19 protein-coding genes are annotated in these 20992 nt (G+C 65.4%); 10 read left to right on the top strand and 9 right to left on the bottom strand.

Translation table 11 applies throughout. The annotated features are described in order from the left end of the window. Window positions 1-63: 63 nt before the first annotated feature. The 3 genes from mtnA to TSA1_RS34185 all read right to left on the bottom strand — a co-directional run bounded on the left by mtnA (window position 64) and on the right by TSA1_RS34185 (window position 2473). Window positions 64-1170 carry an S-methyl-5-thioribose-1-phosphate isomerase gene (gene mtnA / locus TSA1_RS34195; protein ID WP_100180154.1) on the bottom strand — a complete coding sequence of 369 codons (1107 nt, stop codon included), beginning with the start codon at window positions 1168-1170 and terminating at the stop codon, window positions 64-66. Between the two features lie 33 nt (window positions 1171-1203). Next, window positions 1204-2079, bottom strand: coding sequence for an S-methyl-5'-thioadenosine phosphorylase (locus tag TSA1_RS34190; protein ID WP_100180153.1), 876 nt, complete (start codon window positions 2077-2079; stop codon window positions 1204-1206). Between the two features lie 121 nt (window positions 2080-2200). After that, entirely contained in the window at window positions 2201-2473 is a 273-nt protein-coding gene (locus TSA1_RS34185; RefSeq protein ID WP_100180152.1) for a phosphopantetheine-binding protein, read from the bottom strand. Window positions 2474-2829: 356 nt separating this feature from the next. Between TSA1_RS34185 and TSA1_RS34180 the strand changes: the two genes are divergently transcribed. The 7 genes from TSA1_RS34180 (at window position 2830) to TSA1_RS34150 (ending at window position 12610) form a co-directional block, all read left to right on the top strand. Then, a complete protein-coding gene (locus TSA1_RS34180) occupies window positions 2830-4047 on the top strand; it encodes an acyl-CoA dehydrogenase family protein (protein WP_100180151.1) in 1218 nt (405 codons plus the stop codon). A 54-nt stretch (window positions 4048-4101) separates the two neighbouring features. Then, the gene (locus tag TSA1_RS34175) at window positions 4102-5082 is read left to right on the top strand and encodes an amino acid--[acyl-carrier-protein] ligase (RefSeq protein ID WP_100180150.1); all 981 of its coding nucleotides are present in this window, start codon (window positions 4102-4104) and stop codon (window positions 5080-5082) included. A gap of 96 nt (window positions 5083-5178) precedes the next feature. Further along, window positions 5179-6054 carry an acyl-CoA acyltransferase gene (locus TSA1_RS34170; RefSeq protein ID WP_100180149.1) on the top strand — a complete coding sequence of 292 codons (876 nt, stop codon included), beginning with the start codon at window positions 5179-5181 and terminating at the stop codon, window positions 6052-6054. A gap of 348 nt (window positions 6055-6402) precedes the next feature. Then, the gene (locus TSA1_RS34165; protein WP_100180148.1) at window positions 6403-9270 is read left to right on the top strand and encodes a PAS-domain containing protein; all 2868 of its coding nucleotides are present in this window, start codon (window positions 6403-6405) and stop codon (window positions 9268-9270) included. A gap of 207 nt (window positions 9271-9477) precedes the next feature. Next, window positions 9478-10455: a Bug family tripartite tricarboxylate transporter substrate binding protein gene (locus TSA1_RS34160; protein WP_100180147.1), complete on the top strand. Its 978-nt coding sequence runs from the start codon at window positions 9478-9480 to the stop codon at window positions 10453-10455. A gap of 156 nt (window positions 10456-10611) precedes the next feature. Continuing rightward, window positions 10612-11097 (top strand): tripartite tricarboxylate transporter TctB family protein, encoded by a 486-nt coding sequence (locus tag TSA1_RS34155; protein ID WP_100181491.1) that lies wholly within the window; start codon window positions 10612-10614, stop codon window positions 11095-11097. Window positions 11098-11101: 4 nt separating this feature from the next. Further along, complete coding sequence (locus TSA1_RS34150; protein ID WP_100180146.1) at window positions 11102-12610, top strand: tripartite tricarboxylate transporter permease; 1509 nt, start codon at window positions 11102-11104, stop codon at window positions 12608-12610. Window positions 12611-12735: 125 nt separating this feature from the next. On the opposite strand, the gene TSA1_RS34145 is transcribed toward TSA1_RS34150, so the two are convergent. Continuing rightward, on the bottom strand, window positions 12736-14430 hold the full coding sequence (locus TSA1_RS34145) for a bifunctional diguanylate cyclase/phosphodiesterase (RefSeq protein WP_100180145.1): 1695 nt from the start codon (window positions 14428-14430) through the stop codon (window positions 12736-12738). Between the two features lie 265 nt (window positions 14431-14695). On the opposite strand from TSA1_RS34145, the gene TSA1_RS34140 reads away from it, so the two are divergent. Then, window positions 14696-14911: a hypothetical protein gene (locus tag TSA1_RS34140; RefSeq protein WP_430649787.1), complete on the top strand. Its 216-nt coding sequence runs from the start codon at window positions 14696-14698 to the stop codon at window positions 14909-14911. Between the two features lie 6 nt (window positions 14912-14917). Here the strand turns inward: TSA1_RS34140 and TSA1_RS34135 are convergent, their stop codons facing one another. The 3 genes from TSA1_RS34135 to mtgA form a co-directional block, all read right to left on the bottom strand. After that, window positions 14918-15571 (bottom strand): hypothetical protein, encoded by a 654-nt coding sequence (locus tag TSA1_RS34135; RefSeq protein ID WP_174719196.1) that lies wholly within the window; start codon window positions 15569-15571, stop codon window positions 14918-14920. A 142-nt stretch (window positions 15572-15713) separates the two neighbouring features. After that, a complete protein-coding gene (gene rpmF, locus TSA1_RS34130) occupies window positions 15714-15896 on the bottom strand; it encodes a 50S ribosomal protein L32 (RefSeq protein WP_007598106.1) in 183 nt (60 codons plus the stop codon). A 169-nt stretch (window positions 15897-16065) separates the two neighbouring features. Beyond that, on the bottom strand, window positions 16066-16740 hold the full coding sequence (gene mtgA / locus TSA1_RS34125; RefSeq protein ID WP_100180143.1) for a monofunctional biosynthetic peptidoglycan transglycosylase: 675 nt from the start codon (window positions 16738-16740) through the stop codon (window positions 16066-16068). Window positions 16741-16901: 161 nt separating this feature from the next. Between mtgA and TSA1_RS34120 the strand changes: the two genes are divergently transcribed. Next, complete coding sequence (locus TSA1_RS34120) at window positions 16902-17825, top strand: polyprenyl synthetase family protein (RefSeq protein WP_100180142.1); 924 nt, start codon at window positions 16902-16904, stop codon at window positions 17823-17825. A gap of 7 nt (window positions 17826-17832) precedes the next feature. Next, window positions 17833-18519, top strand: a complete 687-nt coding sequence (locus TSA1_RS34115; RefSeq protein ID WP_100180141.1) for a DUF1345 domain-containing protein — start codon at window positions 17833-17835, stop codon at window positions 18517-18519. A 34-nt stretch (window positions 18520-18553) separates the two neighbouring features. On the opposite strand, the gene TSA1_RS34110 is transcribed toward TSA1_RS34115, so the two are convergent. Then, window positions 18554-20380, bottom strand: coding sequence for a caspase family protein (locus TSA1_RS34110; RefSeq protein ID WP_100180140.1), 1827 nt, complete (start codon window positions 20378-20380; stop codon window positions 18554-18556). Window positions 20381-20562: 182 nt separating this feature from the next. After that, window positions 20563-20991: a GFA family protein gene (locus tag TSA1_RS34105; RefSeq protein ID WP_100180139.1), complete on the bottom strand. Its 429-nt coding sequence runs from the start codon at window positions 20989-20991 to the stop codon at window positions 20563-20565. Window position 20992 lies beyond the last annotated feature (1 nt).

Genomic DNA, 20992 nt, shown 5'->3' with positions numbered 1-20992 from the left:
GCGTGCCCACCCTAAGCAGATCGTGGGCACGGCGCTTCCGCGCCTTTGCCCATCCTACGAGACCTATTCCGCCGCAGCGGCGATGCGCTCGGGAAACGCCGCTGCCAGCGCAGCGCGATCCGGCTTCAGTACGCCGCGCTCGGTGATCAGGCCGGTGACGAGGCGCGCCGGCGTGACGTCGAAGGCGTAGTTCGCGACTGGCGAGCCCTCGGGCACGATGCGTACCGTCTCCAGCCGTCCGTCAGCGGTGCGACCGGTCATGTCGGTGACCTCGACTCCGCTGCGCTGCTCGATCGGGATGTCGCGGATGCCGTCATGGACGGAGAAATCGATCGTCGGCGACGGCAGCGCGACGTAGAACGGCACGCCGTTGTCGTGGGCGGCGAGCGCCTTGAGGTAGGTGCCGATCTTGTTGCAGACGTCGCCGTTGGCGGCGACGCGGTCGGTGCCGACGATGGCGAGATCGACCATGCCGTGCTGCATCAGATGGCCGCCGGTATTGTCCGGGATCACCGTGTGCGGCACGCCGTGATGGCCGAGCTCCCAGGCAGTAAGCGAGGCGCCCTGGTTGCGCGGACGGGTCTCGTCGACCCAGACATGGATCCTGATGCCGCGCTCATGCGCAAGATAGATCGGCGCCGTCGCCGTGCCCCAGTCGACCGTGGCGAGCCAGCCGGCGTTGCAATGGGTCAGCAAATTGACCGTCTCGCCGGGCTTCTTCGATGCGATCGCCTCGATCAGCTTCAGACCGTTGCCGGCAATGCCGCGGTTGATCTCGACATCCTGCTCGGCGATCTCGTCGGCGCGGGCGTAGGCTGCCTCGGCCCGCTCCAGCGGATCGACCGGCGCGAGCGCGACGCGCATCTCGTCCAGCGCCCATTTCAGATTGATCGCCGTCGGCCGCGCCACGATGAGCGTCTGGTAGGCCCGCTTCAGACCGGCATCGGAGGCGTCCTCGCGCATCGCGAGCGCCATGCCGTAGGCCGCGGTCGCACCGATCAGCGGCGCGCCGCGCACCAGCATGTCGCGGATTGCGACGGCCGCGTCTTCACACGATGTCAGCCTCGCGACGACGAATTCATGCGGCAGCCGGCGCTGGTCGATCGCGCCGACCGACCAGCCGTCGCGCTCGCGCCAGATGCTGCGGAAATGCTTGCCGTCGACCTTCATGGCATTCTGCCTTTTCGTAATCCGCCTTGAGCCTCAACCGCGCAGGATGCGCCCGGCCACCGCGTCCAGCTTCTTCAGAAGCTCCGGATCGCGCGCCTCGGGCGCCGTGATCAGCGCGCTGTCGAGCGCGCGGTCCGAGCCGATCGGGCACGGCTCGTGCTCGCGCGGAAAATCCTTTGCCAGCCGCGACACCAGCGCCTTCGCCTTGTCGGCGTTCGACGTCAACACGCGAATGATGTCCTGCACGGTGACGGCATCGTGGTCGGGATGCCAGCAATCGAAATCCGTCACCATCGCCACCGTGGCGTAGCAGAGCTCCGCCTCGCGCGCGAGCTTCGCCTCGGGCATGTTGGTCATGCCGATCACCGAATAGCCCGACGTCTTGTAGGTCATGCTCTCCGCGTAGGTGGAGAATTGCGGCCCCTCCATGCAGACATAGGTTCCGCCGCGTGCGATCGCGATGCCCTCGGCTTCAGCCGCCGCCGCGAGATGGATCCGCAGGCGCGGCGAGACCGGATGCGCCATCGAGACATGCGCCACGCAGCCCCGACCGAAGAACGAGCTCTCGCGCTTGTGGGTGCGGTCGACGAACTGATCGACGAGCACGAAAGTTCCGGGCGGCAGCTCTTCCTTGAAGGAGCCGCAGGCGGACAGCGAGATCAGGTCGGTGACGCCGGCGCGTTTGAGCACGTCGATATTGGCGCGATAATTGATGTCGGAGGGCGACAGACGATGGCCCTTGTCGTGCCGCGGCAGGAACACGATCGGCAAGCCGGCAATGGTGCCGCGCCTCAAAGGCGCCGATGGCTCGCCCCAGGGGCTCCTGATCACCTCTTCGCGCGCACCCTCGAGACCCGGCAGGTCATAGATGCCCGAGCCGCCGATGATGCCCAATACCGCCTGAGTCATGCCTGCTCCACCCTGTCAGCTCGATGCGACATGGTTAAGCTATGCCAGTTTTGCGGCGGTTTTGGAACGGGGGTGGTGGCGTGAGGGGCGATGGCGTCTGCCTCACCCTCGGCGGTCTTGCTTAAGCCGCGTTCGCCAGCCGCAGCTGGGTCGCGACCATCCGCTCCAGCGTCTCGACCGACTGGAAATTCTCCGGCGTGATCTCGGACTGCGGGATGGTGAAGTCGAACTCGGCTTCGACCCCGAGCATCAGATTGACCATATCCATCGAGGTCAGGCCGGCGTCGACAAGCTTGGCCGACGCAGTGACGTCCGCACTGAGCGAATTCTGTTCGAGGATGCCCTTCACCAGCTTGATGATGCGATTGCGCAATTCGGTATCAAAGGGTTGCATCGGCAAATTCCCGTCTGTCTGTCAAAGGTCGGACCGGCTTGCCGCTACGATGGGCACGGCCGGCGGGTCCCGCAATGGGCGACACCATTACTTCGCGTTTCTTAGTAAACGATGACTCAGATTGTCTGGAATCCGCCCCTCTTCCAGATTCCTAACGCGATGCCCGAAAATCGGGAGATGCAAACAACCGGACCTTAACTGTTCGTTCGGAATTTGGCTTTGTTTACCCTCTATTTCATCGACGAATTTGAATTAAATCCGTAGCCTCATCTCACAAGCAAGATGGCCGGAGGATCGCTTACGCGCATCGCGAATGATGCCGGCGATCTCGAACGGCAAACCGGAGGCGGACGAGTATGAACGTGCGTGAAGCAGTCCTCACTGTCGACGAAACACAGACGAGCTTCCTCGAGCAGGGCCCATCCCTGATCGAGCGCGCCGCCCGGACCGCCGCTGCTGCGGCGGCGGACGCCGACGGTGTCGATCGCGACGCCCGTTTCCCCCACAAGGCTTTCGAGATCGCCCGCGAGCAGAAGCTGCTTGGCGTCATGATCCCGGTCGAGTACGGCGGCTTCGGTGCGTCGATCCATGACGTCACCGACATCTGCTACACGCTCGGACGCGCCTGCGCCTCGACCGCCATGATCTATGCGATGCACCAGACCAAGGTTGCCTGCATCGTCAGGCACGGCCACGGCATTCCGTGGATGGAAACCATGATGCGCCGGGTCGCCCGCGACCAGTGGCTGCTCGCCTCCTCCACCACCGAAGGCCAGAACGGCGGCAACATCCGCGCCAGCGCCGCCGCCGTCGACCACGCCGGCGACACCGTCTCGCTGGTGCGCGACGCCACCGTGATCTCGTACGGCGCCGAAGCCGACGGCCTCGTCACCATTGCCCGCCGCGCCACCAACGCCGCGGCTTCCGACCAGGTGCTGCTGGCGCTCGCCAAGGACGACTATTCGCTGAAGCAGACCCAGGGCTGGGAAACGCTCGGCATGCGCGGTACCTGCTCGACCGGCTTCGAGCTGAAGGTCGATTGCCCCGCCGACCGCGTCTTCCCGGAGGCCTACGACAAGATCCACGCCCAGACCATGACGCCGTTCGCGCATCTGTGCTGGTCGTCGGCCTGGGCCGGCATCGCGGCCGCGGCCGTGACCCGCGCGCAGGCCTTCATCCGCAAGGCGGCCCGCACGTCCGGCGGACAGATGCCGCCGGCCGCCGCGCATTTCACCGCCGCGAAGATGTCGCTGGCCAAGCTGCGCGCGCTGATTTCGGCCAACATCGACGCCTTCTCCCGCGCAGAGCATGACGAACGCGCGCTGAGCTCGCTCGACTTCCAATCGTCGATCACGCTTCTGAAGGTGCAGGCCTCCGAGCTCGCGGTCGAGACCGTGATGCATGCGATGCGCACCGCCGGCCTCTCCGGCTACCGCAACGACGGCGAGTTCACCATGGGCCGGCACCTGCGCGACGTGCTGTCGTCCCCGATCATGATCAACAACGACCGCATTCTGGCCAATGCCGCGACATCGACCTTGATGAGCGGCGTGCCGGCAAGCCTTCGTGACTAAGTGCCTGGCGACTGAACCAACAAGAACAATTTTGAAATAGCAGGACATCGTCCCATGAACATTGCCATCCTCCCCGATTCGCCCGCGACCGCGCCGCAGATGACCGACCCGCTCGATCATCTCGCCGACAAGCTGTTCCATCGCATGGGCGCCGACGGCGTCTATGCCCGCACCGCGCTCTATGAAGGCGTCGTCGAAAAGCTCGTCGCGCTGATCACCGGCCATCGCGAGGCCGGCACCGAGGTGATGCGCTTCCCGCCGGTGATGAGCCGGGCCCAGCTGGAGAAATCCGGCTATCTCAAGAGCTTTCCGAACCTGCTCGGCTGCGTTTGCGGCCTGCACGGCACCGAGCGCGAGATCAATGCCGCGGTGAGCCGCTTCGATGCCGGCGGCGACTGGACCACCTCGCTGTCGCCCGCCGACCTCGTGCTGTCGCCGGCAGCTTGTTATCCGGTCTATCCGATCGCGGCGAGCCGTGGCCAATTGCCGAAGGGCGGCCTGCGCTTCGACGTTGCCGCCGATTGCTTCCGCCGCGAACCATCTAAGCATCTCGACCGGCTGCAATCGTTCCGGATGCGCGAATATGTCTGCATCGGCACTCCCGACGACGTCGCCGATTTCCGCGAGCGCTGGATGGTGCGCGCGCAGAAGATCGCGACCGACCTCGGCCTCACCTTCCGTGTCGACTATGCCAGCGATCCGTTCTTCGGTCGCGTCGGCCAGATGAAGGCGGTGAGCCAGAAGCAGCAGCAGCTCAAGTTCGAGCTCCTGATTCCGCTGCGCTCGGAAGAGCAGCCGACCGCCTGCATGAGCTTCAACTATCACCGCGAGCATTTCGGCACGACCTGGGGCATTCAGGACGCCCATGGCGAGCCGGCGCACACCGGCTGCGTCGCCTTCGGCATGGACCGGCTGGCCGTCGCCATGTTCCACACTCACGGCACCGACCTTTCCGCCTGGCCCGCCAGGGTGCGGGACGTTCTGGGCCTGCAGCCGCAGGCTCCGGCCGACGCTCATGTCGAAGGCTGGCGCTAAAAGCATGATCCGGAAAAGTGTGAAGCGGTTTTCCGCCGAGATCATGCTCAAAAGATAAACTCCACGAGGCGTGTCATTTCCACGGGTAAGACAAGCGTGATCCACACCAAGGTGCGATGCCGCGAGATCACCGAGTCCGATGTCGAGAAGATCGCGGACTTGCTGACGCGCGGCTTCGTCGGCCGTTCACGCGAATACTGGATGCAGGGCCTGCGCCGACAGGCTTTCCGGTCCGCACCGGAGGGCTATCCGCGCTTCGGCTACATGCTCGACAATGATGGCACGCCGGTCGGCGTGCTGCTGCTGATCTACACAGCCCGCAAGAATGGCGAAGAGACCGCCATCCAGTGCAATTTGTCGAGCTGGTATGTCGATCCGGCCTTCCGCAACTACGCTCCGCTGCTGACCAAGATTGCCCAGCGGCACAAGGACGTGACCTATTTCAACATCAGCCCGGCGCCGTGGACCTGGCCGATCATCGAGACCCAGGGCTTTCGCGCCTATTGTCGCGGTATCTTCTTCTCGGTACCCGCACTGGCGCGCGTTCCCCGCTGGAGCGAGATCGAGGTCATCTCGCCTCACGCCAAGACGATCGAGGGGCTCTCCGACTCCGAAACCGAGCTGCTGACGCGGCATGCGCGGTACAATTGCCTCAGCCTCGTCTGCCGCACGCCGAAGGGAGCGTTTCCCTTCATCTTGCAACCGGTGCGCATCCGCCGGGGCTTCATTGCGCCGCCAGCGATGAAGCTGATCTATTGCCGGAACGCAGCGGAATATGCCGCCTGCGCCGGCCGTATCGGCCGGCTGCTGCTCCGGCTCGGCAAGATCGCGGTGGCGGTCGATACCAATGGGCCGATTCCCGGCCTTGTCGGTTTCTACACCGAGCGGCGCGGCCGCAAATATTTCAAGGGCCCGCACCGGCCGCAGCTCGGCGACCTCACCGATACTGAGCTCGTGCTGTACGGGCCGTAGGGCAGCGGTCGGGCCAAGACCAAACCGTCGTCCCTGCGAACGCAGGGGACCCATACCGCGTGATCCATCTCTAAGCCCCGATAGTAGTACCGGGCCCCACTTCACTTCGAGCCTTCGCCAAATTCCTGCCTGTGGTTATGGGTCCCTACTTACGCAGGGACGACACCTCATTTGACGCGCGCCGATGGCCAACTCTTGCAGGCACCTCAGCAATCAGGATGCGCTCTCCATCGCCAGTCACCCTCCGTAAACTACTGCGCTTAAGGGAATTTTCCGGCCTCTTCGTTACCCTCGGCTGCTGAATTAAGTTGCGTTAAGTCTATTGCTCGCCGAGATCCCGCCGATCCCATGATTTCGACCCGCGACAACGAGCTTGGTGCACGCCGCGAGCAGGGCCTGGAGGCCCTGGTCGCGCTGAGCCAGCTTGCGCTCGACCACATGGAGCAAGGCGTCTGCGTCTACGATGCCGACAACCGGATCGTGCTGGTCAACCAACGCTACCTCTCCCTGTTCGACATGTCGGCGGAGGTCGTGCGGATCGGCACGCGTTACCGCGAGGTGCTCGCGCACAGCGCCGGCCGGGGCAACTTTCCGGAAAGCCAGCTTGACGCACTCTATTCGGCGCGGATGGCACAGATTGCCGGAGGAAGGCCGTTCCGGACCGAGCAGCGGCTTGCCTCCGGCCTCGTCATGTCGCTCGAGCTGAAGCCGCTCCCCGGCGGCGGCTGGATGACGATCTGCGACGATGTCACCCGCCTCGCCCGGCTCGAAGCGGAATTGCGCGTGCAGACCGAGCGAAGCCAGCACGCGCTCTCCAACATGTCGCACGGTCTCATCATGTACGACGCCGACAGCCACGTCGTCGTCTGCAACGACCGTTTCCTGAAGCTTTACAACCTCGATTCCGATGTCGTGAAGCCGGGCGTCTCGCATCGTACGGTGCTCGACCATTGGGTGTTGCGCGGCAATCAGTCCGGCATGCCCGCCGACGAATTCCATAGGGCCAGATTGGAGGACGTGCGTAACAGGCGAGCGAAAACCATGCTGGTCAAGCGTTACGACGGCCGCATGGTGCAGACGGTCTCCCGCTTCCTGCCCGACGGCGGCTGGGTGACCGTGCACGAGGATGTCACCGAGCGGCTGCAATACGAGGAAACGCTGCGGCAGCAGAACTTCATGCTCGATGCGGCGCTGGAGAACATGGCGCACGGACTCGCCTTCTACGACAGCGACATGCGCCTTCGCGTCTGCAACACCACGTACCGCAAGATCTACCGGCTGTCGCCGGAGGAGACCAGGCCGGGCACGCACCTGGGCGAGTTGATCGAGCGTTCGATGGCGAACGGAGCGTTTGCTTCAGAGTACAGCCCCCGGGAAATCCTCGAAGCCGCCCGAACGCGGATCGCGGACCGCGACAGCTCGCCGATGCGTCGGCGCATGTCGAACGACACCGTGATCTCGGTGCGCTATTGCGCACTGGCCGAGGGTGGCTTCGTCGCCACCTACGAGGACATCACCGACCGTGAGCACGCCGTCGAGGAGTTGAGCGAGCAGTACCGCCGCTTCGATGCGGCCCTGAACAACATGAGCCAGGGCCTTTGCATGCTCGACTCGAGCCTGCGCGTGATCGTCTGCAATCGCCGCTATATCGAGATGTACGGCTTGTCTCCTGACATCGTGAAGCCCGGCGTCTCGATGCGCGAGATCATGGAGCACAGCTGCGAGCTCGGCAACCACCCGGACATGACGGGCGCCAAGCTCTACGCCGACTATGTCGAACGGCTGCGCGAGGGCGAACACACGCTGCACCGGCATCTGAACGACGGCCGCATCATCAAGCTTAACCACAAGCGCATGGAGCAAGGCGGCTGGGTGGTCACCTATGAGGATGTCACCGAGCGTCACAAGGCCCAGGCCCGCGTCGCGCACATGGCGCGGCACGATTCGCTCACCGACCTGCCCAACCGCACGTTGTTCCGCGAGAAGATGAGCGAGGGGTTGAACCAGGTGGCGATCGCAGGCGGCGCGATGGCGGTGCTGTGCTTCGACCTCGACAATTTCAAGACCGTCAACGACCGCCTCGGCCATGCCGCTGGCGACCGCCTGTTGCGCTGGGTCGGAGCGCGCCTGAAGGAGAATGTCGGCGAGCACGACACCGTCGCGCGCCTCGGCGGCGATGAATTCGCCGTGCTCCAGCGCGGGCCGCAGCCGCAATCGGCGGAAAAGCTCGCGCGGCGCCTGGTCGAAATCCTCGGCCATCCGCCGCCGCTGGAAAACCAGTCGATCCATGTCGGCGCCTCCGTCGGCATCGCGATCGCGCCCGACCACGGGCTCGATGCCGACGAACTGATGAAGTGCGCCGACCTCGCGCTGTACCAGGCCAAAGCCAAGGGCCGCGGCGCCTACCAGCTGTTCGAGCCCGAGATGGAGGAGGAGGCGCGCAGCCGGCACGCGCTGGAGCAGGATTTGCGCGGTGCATTGGAGTCACGCGAATTCCACCTGGCGTTCCAGCCGCAGGTGCGGCTCGATTCATCGGAGCTCACCGGCTTCGAGGCGCTGCTGCGCTGGAAGCATCCTTCGCGCGGCTCCGTCTCGCCGGCCGAGTTCATTCCGATCGCGGAAGAGAACGGGCTGATCGTTCCGATCGGCGAATGGGTGCTGCGCACCGCCTGTGCGACCGCCGCGTCCTGGCCCGGTGTTGCCGTCGCGGTGAACCTGTCGCCGGTGCAGTTCCGCTCGCGCGGGCTGGTGGCGATGGTCACGAGCGCGCTGGCCGAAGCCGGCCTGCCGCCGCAGCGGCTCGAGCTCGAGGTCACAGAGACCGCCCTGCTCGACGACAGCGAGGCGACGATCGAGATCCTGCACCAGCTCCGCGCGCTGGGAGTCCGCGTCAGCCTCGACGATTTCGGCGTCGGCTATTCCTCGCTGAGTTACCTGCGCAAATTTCCGTTCGACCGCATCAAGATCGACCGTTCCTTCGTCGGCACGCTCGGCGAAAGCCCGGAGAGCGTGGCCATCGTCCGCACCATCGCAAGCCTCGGCTCCGTGCTCGGCGTCGAGACCACGGCGGAGGGCGTGGAGACCGAGGAGCAACTCGACTTCGTGCGCGAATGCGGCTGCACGGCCGTGCAGGGCTATTATTTCGGCAGACCCTGCCCGGCATCGGAGGTCGGGCGCGCCATCGAGACGCTGAACACGGTCCGGCGCGTGGCATAGAGCGGCTTCTGCTCCTTCAAATTCCGCCTCTCGGCACACGACCAAACGACCAATTGTCGCATGTTCCGGTTCTGCCGGGATTGCTGCACCCGCCGCTGCCCGCAGTCCGCGCAATGCGCTTTTCTTCTCCCTCGATTTCGGGAACAATCCTCTCACAAGAACGAAGGACGGCGGGCCCAACGAGGCCGCCGCGAGGGAGGAATTCCGATGCCGCGATACGGGCTGAAGACGATCGCACTTGCCGCGATGCATGTTGTCATGGGCGCACTGCTCTCGACCGCTGCCGGTGCGCAGGATTATCCCAGCAAGCCGATCACGCTGATCGTGCCGTGGCCGGCCGGCGGATCGACCGATATCTCGATGCGCGCGATCGCCGACAGCGCCTCGAAGGTGCTGGGACAGCCGATCGTGATCGACAACAAGGCCGGCGGCGGCGGCACGGTGGGACCGGCGACCATGGCGGCGGCCGCGAAGCCCGACGGCTACACCATCTCGCAGATTCCGATCACCGTGTTCCGCCTGCCCCTGATGCAGGACGTGTCGTGGGATCCGGCCAAGGACTTCACCTACATCGTCCATCTCACCGGCTACACCTTCGGTGTGACCACCAGCGCGGAGTCGCAGTTCAAGAGCTGGAAGGACGTGGTGGAGTTCGCGAAGGCGAACCCGGGCAAGGTGACCTATGCCACGCCGGGCGCCGGCACCTCGCTGCATATCGGCATGGAGCAGATCGCCGGAATGTCCGGCATCAAGCTGACGCAAGTCCCCTTCAAGGGCGGCGCAGAGACCAACGCTGCGGTGCTGGGGCAGCACACGATGCTCCAGGCGGACTCCACGGGATGGCGGCCGCTGGTCGACGCCGGCAAGCTCCGCCTGTTGATGGTGTGGACCGGCTCACGCTCGCCGAACTACCCTGACGTGCCGACGCTGAAGGAGCTCGGCTACCCCATGGTCTATGACTCCCCGTTCGGCATCGCCGGCCCGAAGGGCCTCGATCCAAAGATCGTCGCCAAACTGCACGACGCCTTCAAAAAGGCGGTCGAGGATCCGGCCGTCGTGGCCACGCTCGCCAAATACGACATGGTGCCGAACTACAAGAACACCGAGGACTACAAGAAGTTCGTCGTCGAGGTCACCGAGTCCGAGCGCAAGGTGATCGAGACGCTCGGGCTGGCGAAGAAGTAGAGCAAGGCCGCCAGCGTGTCCCGGACGCGGTGCAGCGCTTCTTTAGCGATGCACCGCAGAGCCGGGACCCAAGTTGCCACCGCATCGCTGGACCCCGGATCTGCAGCGCACCACTTCGTGCTGCGCAGCGTCCGGGGACCGACCGAGAGAAAATCGATGAACCACCCCACCAATGTAAAACTCAGCCTTTCCAACTCCGAACTCTGGGGCGGACTGATCGGGCTCGCGCTCGGCGGCTTCGTGATCTGGTCGGGCATGAAGCTCAAGCTCGGCACCATCAACGATCCCGGCTCCGGCTACGTGCTGTTCTACACGGGCATCCTGATGTGCGTGTTCGCCGGCGCCATCATCCTCTCGGCGCTCACCGAGGGCGGGCCGACGCTTGCCTCGCGCTGGGAGAACGTGCGCTGGAGCAAGCCGCTCCTGCTGATCGCGTGCCTCATGGCATTCTCCGTCGCGCTGGAGCCGCTCGGCTTCCTGCTGTCGTCGATTCCCCTGATGCTTTTGCTGTTGCGCTTGATCGATCCCGTACGCTGGACGCTGGCGATTCCCATCGCCGTCCTGGTGCCGGCGGGCATGTGGTGGGTGCTCAAGCGGCTGCTGTTGATCCAGCTGCCCTCGGGCCTGTTCGGGATCGGTTGACCCCATGGATACGCTCGTCAACGTCGCGCATGGATTCGGCGTCGCGCTGCTGCCGGTCAACCTGCTCTACTGCTTCATCGGCGTCTTCATCGGCACGCTGGTCGGCGTGCTGCCGGGCATCGGGCCGATCTCGGCGATGTCGCTGCTGTTGCCCGTGACGCTGTCGGGCACGCCGGAATCCGGCATCATCATGATGGCGGGCATCTATTACGGCTCGATGTATGGGGGATCGACCACCTCGATCCTGGTCAACATCCCCGGCGAGGCGGCTTCCGTCGTCACCTGCATCGACGGCCACCAGATGGCAAAGCAGGGCCGCGCGGGCCCGGCGCTCGGCATCTCCGCCTTCGGCTCCTTCATCGCCGGCACGTTCGCGCTGATCGCCTTGATGCTGGTCGCGCCAAAACTCGCCAGCGTCGCCATCGCGTTCGGCCCGGCGGAGTATTTCAGCCTGATGGTGCTTGGCCTCGTGGTGCTCACCTTCCTGACGCAGGGCTCGATGCCGAAGGCGCTGCTGATGGCCTGCATCGGCGTCGTGCTCGGGCTGATCGGGCTCGACAGCATCACCGCACAGCCGCGCATGACCTTCGGCCGCATGGAGCTGATCGACGGCATCGGGCTCGTACCCGTCGTGATGGGCCTGTTCGGCGTCGCGGAGGTGTTGCTCAACACCGAGCAGACGATCAAGCGCGACATCATCAACACCAGGATCACCCATCTCCTGCCCACCAGGGAGGACTGGAAGGCGAGCGCCGGTCCGGTCGGCCGCGGCACCATCCTCGGCTTCTTCCTCGGCATCCTCCCAGGAGGGGGCGCGGTGGTGGCCTCGTTCGCGTCCTACGCGCTGGAGAAGCGGCTGTCGAAGACGCCCGAGCGCTTCGGCCACGGCGCGATCGAAGGCGTCGCGGGCCCGGAATCGGCGAACAACGCCGCGGCAGGCGGGGCCTTCATTCCGCTGATGACGCTCGGCATCCCGCCGAACGTGGTGATGGCGCTGCTGCTCGGGGCCTTCGTCATTCACGGCCTGCAGCCGGGACCGCTGCTGATCACGCAGAACCCGGGCCTGTTCTGGGGCATCGTCGCCAGCATGTATATCGGCAACGTCATGCTGCTGGTCCTGAACCTGCCGATGATCGGCATGTGGGTGCAGCTGCTCAAGCTGCCCTACAACATCCTGTTCCCGCTGATCATCCTGTTCACGATCCTCGGCGTCTACTGCTCCAGCAACAACGTGTTCGACGTCTATGTGATGATCGCATTCGGCATCGTCGGCTATTTCATGCGCAAGCTCGGCTACGAGCCGGCACCGCTGGTGCTGGCCTTCGTGCTGGGACCGATGATGGAGAACAACTTACGCAAGTCGCTGATCCTGTCGCAGGGTGATCTCTGGACCTTCGTGCAGCGGCCGATCTCGGCGGTGTGCCTTGTGTTTGCCCTGGTGCTGCTGATCGCGCCGCTGCTGCCATCGCTGCGCAAGAAGCGCGAGCTGGTGGCGCTGGACGAAGGGGCGTGACGCTTTGCAGGATGGGCGGGGGCGCAATGGCTCCGTCCCACCCGACGACTTTCAATTTTCGCGAAAACAACCCCATGCACAGTAGAAGGGGGTTGATTTCAAAGAGGAAATTTTAGCGTGAAACGCTACACCGCCGCCGGCAGCGCGCTGTCCGGCGGAGCGCCCCACGGCCGCTCGGCCGAGGCCAGCCCGATCAGCCGGCCCTGGATGTAGTCGCAGCCCCAGTCGCGCAGCATGTTGGCGGCTTCCTCGTCCTGCACCCATTCGGCCACGGTCTTGATGTCGAGGCGGCGAGCGAGGTCGATCAGGGTCTGCACGAAGGCGCGGTCGTCGGCGGAATGGGTGATGTTCTGCACGAAGGCGCCGTCGATCTTGACGATGTCGACGCCGAGCTTGCGCAGGTTTCGGAACGAGGTGTAGCCGGCACCGAAATCGTCGATGGCGATGCGGCTGCCGAAATTCTTCAGCCGCGTGACGAAGCCGCGGACATCGTCGATGTCCTGGATCGCGACCGTCTCGGTGATCTCGACGATCAGCCGTTCGGCGACACCGGGATGGGCCAGCATCAGCGATTCGATCCCCGCCCACCAGTCCGGATCCATGGTCGTATCCGGCGAGATGTTGAGGCTGAGGCTGATGCCGGGTGCGGCCGCGAGCTCGGCGACCACGAGCTCGAGCACGCGGTGATCGACCAGTCGGATCAGGCCGAGCCGTTCGGCGACCGGTACGATGTCGGGCGCGAGCAGCACCTGGCCGTCGCCCTGGTCCATCCGCACCAGGCATTCGTGGAACGCACGCTCGCGCGAGACGGCCGACACGACAGGCTCATAGGCGAGCTTGATGCGGCGCTCGTTCAGCGCGGTGACGATCTCGTCGGTGACGCGGATGTTGACACGGCGCTGCGCATCACGCGCAGCATCCGGACGCCAGGCCGCAAACGAGCCCGCACGGCGGCGCTTGGCGGCGTCCAGCGTCTCATGGGCGCGGTTGACGGCCTCGTCGGTGTTGCGGGCATAGCGCGGCAGGCTGACAGCGCCGATCGATGCGGTGACCGAGACCGGACCGGATTTGGTCGGCACCACCTCGTCGCGGATGCCGGTGAGGAAGCGCTCGGCGGCGACATTCATGTCGTCGACAGTGCAGTTCTTCAGGATCAGGCCGAACTTGTTGCCGGAGAAGCGGCCGAGCACGTCGCCGCCGCGCAGGCGCGAACGGATGCGCTTGGCGATGTCGAGGATCACCGCGTCTGCAACGTCGAAGCCGAAGGCGTCGTTGACGCGGGCGAGGTGATCGATGCCGACCAGCATGAAGGCGGCGGTCGAGCGGAAGCGGGTGGTCTCCTCGATCGCCTCGGCCAGCGCCGCGATCAGGTGAGAGCGGTTGAGCTCGCCGGTCAGCGGATCGAGCCGGGCCAGCTTGGTCAGCTCCTCGTCGCGGGCATGGCGCTCATTGTTGATGCGAACCGACCCGATCGCGCGCACCGGGCGGCCGTCGGCGCCGGCGAACCAGCGGCCGGTCTCCTCGATCCAGATCACGGGATCGGCGGCGCTCATGCGGACGCCGTACTCGACGCGATAGGGCGTGCCGTCGGCGCCGTGCACGGCGGAAGTCTGCGCCAGCGCGGCGGTCCGCAGCGACGGCGAGGGCTCGATCAGCTTGGCGAATTCGGCGCCGGTCGCCAGCCGCTCGGCGGGGATGCCCGGGAAGACGCTCGCGGCCTGGTCACCCCAAACGATTGCATCGCTGGCGATGTCCCAGGCGAACACGGCTTGACCGAGCGCGGCCAGAATGTCGGAGGCTTGCGGCAATGCAGGGGTCAAAATCGCCTCGTTTCGGGACAGCGGGGGAGTCCTGAGTCGGCACAGGATACGGCCAGATTCGCCTTCGACCCTAGGCAAAGTTCATAAACAATTTGGAAACCACGTTCCCGAGGTGCCCAGGAACGATTAGGCTCGGCCGGCATGAGCCTTGCGAGATCACCACATGCAACGGCGCCCATGTCCCGAAACGCGCCAGTTCAAGCGGATTAACGGTGCTGTGATGGTGAGTGCGGGTGGATCGACAGAGACGGAGCGGCAAACCGGCATGGCCCTCGTGCCGCTGATGCCGACATTGCGGTGGGTCCACAAGGCGCCGCTGTCGCGCCCCGATCCCAGCTTCGTCACTCAGTTGATCGCCAATGCCGAGCACTTGCCCCAGACCAACCGGCTGCGGCGCGCCTCTTCCGAGGATGCGCTGACGGCCTATGGCCGCAAGCGCCCGCTGCAAAGCGTCAGCGCGCGAACACGACAGGTCGCTTGACGCCGGTCAGCGCGGCGGGGTGTCGGACGACGGCGGCGTGCCGTTACCCGGCTGAAGCTGTGGCGAGGGAATTTCCGGCGAAGTCGCGCCCTGCACGGGTTTGGGCGCAGGATGATCCATCAGCACGGATTCCGCGACGGATTGCGCCGTGGATGCGGGAGGCTCGACCGGCGCCGGCTGCGGCGCAACCACCGGCTCGAACTTGCGCTCGGCCACGGCGTCCTCTGCCGGAGCTTCCACCTGACGCTTGGCCTTGCGCGGCGCCGGCACCGTCGTTTCCGCGACATAGGTGACGCGGCGGCGCGTGCGCTGGGCGATGCCGCCGAGGAAATCCGCCATCGCCAGCAGCACCAGCAGGAAATAGGTCGAGTTGCCGAATTTGGGCCACATCACGAATTCGGCGGCCGCTCCGCCGAACAGGATCAGCGACAGCAGATGGTCCATCAGAAATTTCGATCCGGGCCGCGCGCCCTTGACCACTTCGAGCAGCAGCAGCACCACGCCCAGCGCGAGCAGGAGATCGGCGAGGGTAACCGGCCAGGCCTCGCCCGTGATCATCGGCACCCTGAACAGCACGTCCGTAAAGGAGACGGTCGGCATCAGGAAGGCGATGATGTTGTACACCGCGAGCGGAATCAGAAGCAGCGGAAAACCGACCATCGGCAAAACGCCTTCTCGATCATGACATCCGGACAGGACAATGCGGCGGCGAAGCATTCGCTCCGCCGCCGTCACTGTCTATCTCATGGGTGGGCCGAAATCAGGCAGGCGAAATCATCCTGCCCGGAGAAAGGTCCTAAACTCAGGACTCTTTCTTCTTCAGGACCTGCCGGCCCTTGTACATGCCGGTCTTGAGGTCGAGATGGTGCGGACGACGGAGCTCGCCGGAGTCCTTGTCTTCCACATAGGTCGGCTTCTTGATGGCGTCTGCCGAGCGGCGCATGCCACGGCGCGACGGCGAGGTTTTTCTTCTCGGAACGGCCATTTCAATATCCTCTAGGGATTGGTGTCATCAGGGCATCGTCCGCGAAGGGACGGCTCAGCACCCGCAAAACGAGGCGAGCTGAATGCCGATCAAGGCCGCGCTTATAGAGGAAGGCTGGCCGCAAAGCTAGGCTCTTGGCCTGGAAAATACGCCCGGAATGGGCCCAAAATCAGCGATTTTCCCGCCAGCAGGTCGCAAGCGAGCTCGCCTGCCCCCGCGCCATATAGGTCGCGGCCAGCCGCCGGACACCCGGACCCGGGGTTTTGGCGCTGCGTTTGACCGGATTCGGCAGGATCGAGGCCAGAAGCGCCGCCTCCCGGGGCGAGATGTCCTCGGCCGACTTGCCGAAGGCATAGGCGCTGGCCGCCTCCACGCCGAACTGGCCCTGTGGGCCGAGCTCGGCAATGTTGAGGTAAATCTCCAGGATCCGCGGCTTGGGCAGGACGAGATCGATCCAGAGCGCCAGCGGAAACTCCAGCGCCTTGCGGACGAAATCCCGGCCCTGCCAGAGGAACAGGTTTTTCGCGACCTGCTGGGTGATCGTGGAGGCACCCCGGAACGGCGTACCGTCCTCCTTGGCGTCGTCGATCGCCTCGCGCAGCGCGCCCCAGTCGATGCCGTGATGCTTGCAGAAATGGGCGTCCTCGGCTGCGATCACCGATCGCGGCAGTGAGGGCGACATCGCCGCCAGATCGATCCATTCCCGCTGCATCGGCGCGCCGCGAAGCGAGCGCCAGACCATCAGCGTCGAAACGGGATGGCCGGTGCGGTAGAACGGCGCGATCACATAGGGCGCGAGAATGACGACCGCGAGCGCTACGAGCAGGATTTTGACGATGCGCAAATCGACCTTTCCGGCATGGAACGAGAAGCGGCCACGGTTCTCCCCATTAAGTCTGTGATAATCCGGGCCTTTTCCAGCACTTTTTAGGCCTTCCAAACGATTGACTGGGGCGGGCTCATAAAGGATTGTCCCGCCGAATTTTAGTTCTGGAGCCCTTCTTGATGACCGGCACGTCCCCGTCCGATTTCGCCAAACGTCTGGACAAGACCGCTGATGACACCGAGGCCCTGCTCGGGCGCCTGCTGTCGGACGACATCCTGCACGATGAGATCGCCCGGCCCAAGCGGCTGATGGACGCAATGCGCTATTCGAGCCTGAACGGCGGCAAGCGCCTGCGGCCGTTCCTGGTGGTCGAAAGCGCAGCCGTGTTCGGCGTGTCGCGCGAAGCGGCCCTGCTCGTGGGCGCCGCACTCGAATGCATCCACTGCTATTCGCTGATCCATGACGATCTGCCGGCGATGGACAATTCGGACCTGCGCCGCGGCCGCCCCACCCTGCACAAGCAGACTGACGACGCCACCGCGATCCTCGCCGGCGACGGCCTGTTGACGCTCGCCTTCGACATCGTGACCCGCGACGAGATCCACCGCGACGCCAATGTGCGGCTCCTGCTGACGCGCGCGCTGGCGCGCTGTGCCGGCATCGGCGGCATGGTCGGCGGCCAGATCCTCGACCTCGCCGGCGAAGGCCGCTTCGGCGGCAACGAGCCGATCGACGTCGCGCGTATCCAGCAGATGAAGACCGGCGCGCTGCTGCGCTACGGCTGCATCGCCGGTGCGATCCTCGGCCAGGCCTCGAGTGCGGAATATCAGGCGCTCGACGATTACGGCCGTGCGCTCGGCGAAGCCTTCCAGATCGCCGACGACCTGCTCGACGTCGAGGGCGATGCCGCCGCGCTCGGCAAGCCGGCCGGCGCCGATGCCGTGCTCGGCAAGACCACGTTCGTCACCCAGCTCGGCATCGAAGGCGCCAAGCAGCGTGTCCGCGACCTGCTCGCGCGCGCCGACAGCGCGGTCTCGATCTTCGGCGATCGCGCCGCCGTGCTGCAGGCCGCCGCGCGGTTTGTCGCCGAGCGCAAGAACTGACCGTGCGATGACGGGCATCGACCAGGAAGATCCCGTCCTCACGCGCTTCCAAAAAATGTCGCGGCCGATGCGGCTGATCTATGCGCGGCCGCGGACGTTCATCTCGCTGGGTATCGGCATCCTCGTTGGCCTGCTGCTACCGGGCTCACCCCGGCTGACGACGCGGCTCGTGCTCGGCTGGGACGCGCTGATCGCAGTCTATCTCGTGCTGGTCTATGCGATGATGCTCTGCAACGACCACCAGCACATCCGCCGCAGCGCCGCGATGCAGGACGACGGCCGCTTCGTGATCCTGCTGGTCACGGCGATCGGCGCGTTCGCGAGCATCGCGGCGATCGTCGCCGAACTGGGCGTCCATCGCGGCCCCGCAGAGCTCACGATCGCGATCACCACCATCGCGCTGTCGTGGGCCGCCGTGCACACCACCTTCGCGCTGCATTACGCCCACGACTATTACCGGCACCCACCGGGCGGACTGCAATTCCCGAGCGGCGACAAGGAAGACCACGCCGACTACTGGGACTTCGTCTATTTCTCGTTCGTGATCGGCATGACCGCGCAGGTCTCCGATGTCGGCATCACCGACAAGACCATCCGCCGCACGGCCACGGCGCATGGGATCGTCTCGTTCATCTACAACACGGCCTTGCTGGCACTGACGGTCAACATTGCCGCGAGCGCCATCTCGAACTGACATCGTCCCGGCATTGCCGGGACGACTTGAATTGTCAGTTGCAGACCTCGGCATTGGCGTCATTGGCGGGGCCGCCACCGCCGCGATATTCGAGATGGCAGCCACGGCTGACCGGACGGCAGCCGGTGCTGTTGCAGAACATCTGGCCGCCACCCGTGGGACGGCTCGCACCGGCCGCAGCGGCAATGCCGGCCGCAGCGCCATAGCCGCCAGCGGCTCCGGCTGCCGCGCCGCCGGCCTGTCGCCGCTGCCGCGCGGGACGCTCATCACCGTCGTCGCGCTTTGCCGTTCCAGGCTTGGCCGGCTTTGCGGCGCGCTGCTTCTCGCACTCATTGTCGTCATTGACCGCATAGCCCTCACGGCAAACGATCTTGGTGCACTTGTCGCCGTCGGCCTTGAAGCCGTGCTCGCAAACCAGCGGACAGACCCGCGCCGGCTTGGCCTTGACCGCATCGAGCGCGTCGGTGCTCGCGACCTTCACGTCGAGCTTGGTGCCGGCATAGCGGTTGAACTGCGACAGTGAGCGCTGCGAGGAGGTGTTCCAGTTGCCGTCGGCCTGCCCTGAAAAACATCCGACCCGGCCAAGCTCGGTCTGCACCGAGCGGCTGAGATCGGCCGGCGCGGCTGCCGGCGTCAGCGAGGCAACGCTGGTGCCGGCCGGGCTCGCGGTGCTGGCCGGCGCGGCGCTCGGCGCAGCCGCGGCGAGATTGACGCGCTGCTGCTCGGCGGCGGCCGCCTGCTGCTGCGCCTGTTCTTTCGCCTTCTGCGCGGCGAGCTGGGCCTGCTCGGCGGCTTTGGCATCGGCGGCGGCTTTGGCCTGCGCGTCCTTCTGGGCGCCGAGAGCGGCGAGACGATCGCGCTCGGCCTCGGCCTGCTTCGCCTTCTCGACCGCGGCCGCATGGGCCTGCTCGGCCTGGAGCTTGTCGATCTGGAGCTTGGCGAGGTTGGCATAGAAGCCGTCGGGATGCTGGGCGAGGAAAGCTTCCCACGCCGGCTTGTTGCCGACCTGGAGCGCGAGCTCATAGTCGCGGCGCATGTCGGCCTGCCGGTTGACCACGGGCGCCGCCGTCGCGGCAGCCGCCACCTTGACCGGAACCAGCGGCACATCCTCGCCACCGAGCGAGCCGTAGACGAACGGCTCCTGCTTGTTGCCCGTTGATTTGAGCACGTCATCGCGCACGTAGCCGAAGGCGCGGCGGACATCGAGGCCCGGCGTCGTCAAATGCCGCGACAGCGCGACCGTAAAGGGGCTGTTGGCGCCGTCGCCGTCCTGGGCCGTGAAGCCCGCCTTGGCCGAATAGGCGATCAGCGTGTTGGGGCTGGTCGGCTCGACCTGGGCAAGACCGCGGCCGATGCCGCGCGAGGCAACGGTGCGCTTCATGGTCCTGCCGAATGGATTGTCGCGGCAGGCGTCCAGGATCACCAGACGAAGCTGCTTTGCCGGTTCGACGGCGACGAGGACGCGGTCGAGCGAAAGCGCCTCGTCATAGACGTCGGTGTCGCGCTCGAGCTTGGCATCGACGGGGATCAGATAGTTCGAGCCTTCGACCTCGATGCCGTGACCGGCATAGTAGACCACGGCAATGTCGGCCGTGCGGGTCGTGTCGGCAAATTCGCGCAGCACGCGCCGCGTATCCAGGGCCGACAGGTCCTGCCGGAAATCGACGACATCGAAACCGGCCTCTTTCAGCGTTTTCGCCATCACCGCACCGTCATTGACGGGGTTGGCGAGCGACGGCGCGTGCCGATAGGCCGAGTTGGCAAGCACCAGCGCGACGCGGTTGCCGGCGAAAGCGGGACCGGAGCCGAACAGCAGCGCTGCGGCGAGGAGAAGCTGGCAGAATCCGAGCAGTTTGCGCATGACACGACTTCCGAAGTTCGGGACGTTCAAGCCCCTTTGGAACCGCTTTAGCAGGATCTGGTGGCGGCGCTTGTGATGGAGGTCACGAAGGCCGCGCCGACAGCAACCCGAAAGCCCCCCTTTGTTTGTCGCGCCAGCGCGGTCGCGGTTCGCGGCCAGGCGGGCGGATCGACCGAGTTTCCCTAGCCATCGCCGATATGCCCCCGATATTGCGGCAGATCGTCCGTAATCTCGTGCCAGGGCGCCTTCGAGGCCACGAAAATATGGGCGCTGGGCCGGATCGAAGGGGCATCGACCAGGGTTCCCATGGCGACGTGGACCCATTGCCCTTCGCGCACCCGGGAATAAAGCAGCGAGCCGCATCGTCCACAATGGGCGTCATGGGTGGTGTCGTCGCCGAAAATGAGCCGGTGCTCGCCACCCCTGACGATGCGAAGCCTGTCCTGCGCGATGCCGGCGAACGGCTTGAAGGCCGAGCCGGTGGTCCGGCGACAGTTCGAACAGTGACAGTTCATCGCATAGGAGAACGCGTCGGCCACTTCGAATCTGATGGTGCGGCAGTAGCATTCGCCGATCAGGATAGGAGCATTCGAATTTTCTGATCCGGTCATG

Origin of the sequence: Bradyrhizobium nitroreducens (genome assembly GCF_002776695.1) — a bacterium.
Taxonomy (GTDB): Bacteria; Pseudomonadota; Alphaproteobacteria; order Rhizobiales; family Xanthobacteraceae; genus Bradyrhizobium; species Bradyrhizobium nitroreducens.
Note: the sequence above shows the minus strand (reverse complement) of the source record. Positions and strands in the feature narration are given on the sequence as shown.

Coding starts and splice junctions, on each gene's coding strand:
- mtnA (WP_100180154.1), bottom strand. CDS start 1,170: ATGAAGGTCGACGGCAAGCATTTCCGCAGCATCTGGCGCGAGCGCGAC.
- TSA1_RS34190 (WP_100180153.1), bottom strand. CDS start 2,079: ATGACTCAGGCGGTATTGGGCATCATCGGCGGCTCGGGCATCTATGAC.
- TSA1_RS34185 (WP_100180152.1), bottom strand. CDS start 2,473: ATGCAACCCTTTGATACCGAATTGCGCAATCGCATCATCAAGCTGGTG.
- TSA1_RS34180 (WP_100180151.1), top strand. CDS start 2,830: ATGAACGTGCGTGAAGCAGTCCTCACTGTCGACGAAACACAGACGAGC.
- TSA1_RS34175 (WP_100180150.1), top strand. CDS start 4,102: ATGAACATTGCCATCCTCCCCGATTCGCCCGCGACCGCGCCGCAGATG.
- TSA1_RS34165 (WP_100180148.1), top strand. CDS start 6,403: ATGATTTCGACCCGCGACAACGAGCTTGGTGCACGCCGCGAGCAGGGC.
- TSA1_RS34160 (WP_100180147.1), top strand. CDS start 9,478: ATGCCGCGATACGGGCTGAAGACGATCGCACTTGCCGCGATGCATGTT.
- TSA1_RS34155 (WP_100181491.1), top strand. CDS start 10,612: ATGAACCACCCCACCAATGTAAAACTCAGCCTTTCCAACTCCGAACTC.
- TSA1_RS34150 (WP_100180146.1), top strand. CDS start 11,102: ATGGATACGCTCGTCAACGTCGCGCATGGATTCGGCGTCGCGCTGCTG.
- TSA1_RS34140 (WP_430649787.1), top strand. CDS start 14,696: ATGGCCCTCGTGCCGCTGATGCCGACATTGCGGTGGGTCCACAAGGCG.
- TSA1_RS34135 (WP_174719196.1), bottom strand. CDS start 15,571: ATGGTCGGTTTTCCGCTGCTTCTGATTCCGCTCGCGGTGTACAACATC.
- rpmF (WP_007598106.1), bottom strand. CDS start 15,896: ATGGCCGTTCCGAGAAGAAAAACCTCGCCGTCGCGCCGTGGCATGCGC.
- TSA1_RS34120 (WP_100180142.1), top strand. CDS start 16,902: ATGACCGGCACGTCCCCGTCCGATTTCGCCAAACGTCTGGACAAGACC.
- TSA1_RS34115 (WP_100180141.1), top strand. CDS start 17,833: ATGACGGGCATCGACCAGGAAGATCCCGTCCTCACGCGCTTCCAAAAA.
- TSA1_RS34110 (WP_100180140.1), bottom strand. CDS start 20,380: ATGCGCAAACTGCTCGGATTCTGCCAGCTTCTCCTCGCCGCAGCGCTG.
- TSA1_RS34105 (WP_100180139.1), bottom strand. CDS start 20,991: ATGACCGGATCAGAAAATTCGAATGCTCCTATCCTGATCGGCGAATGC.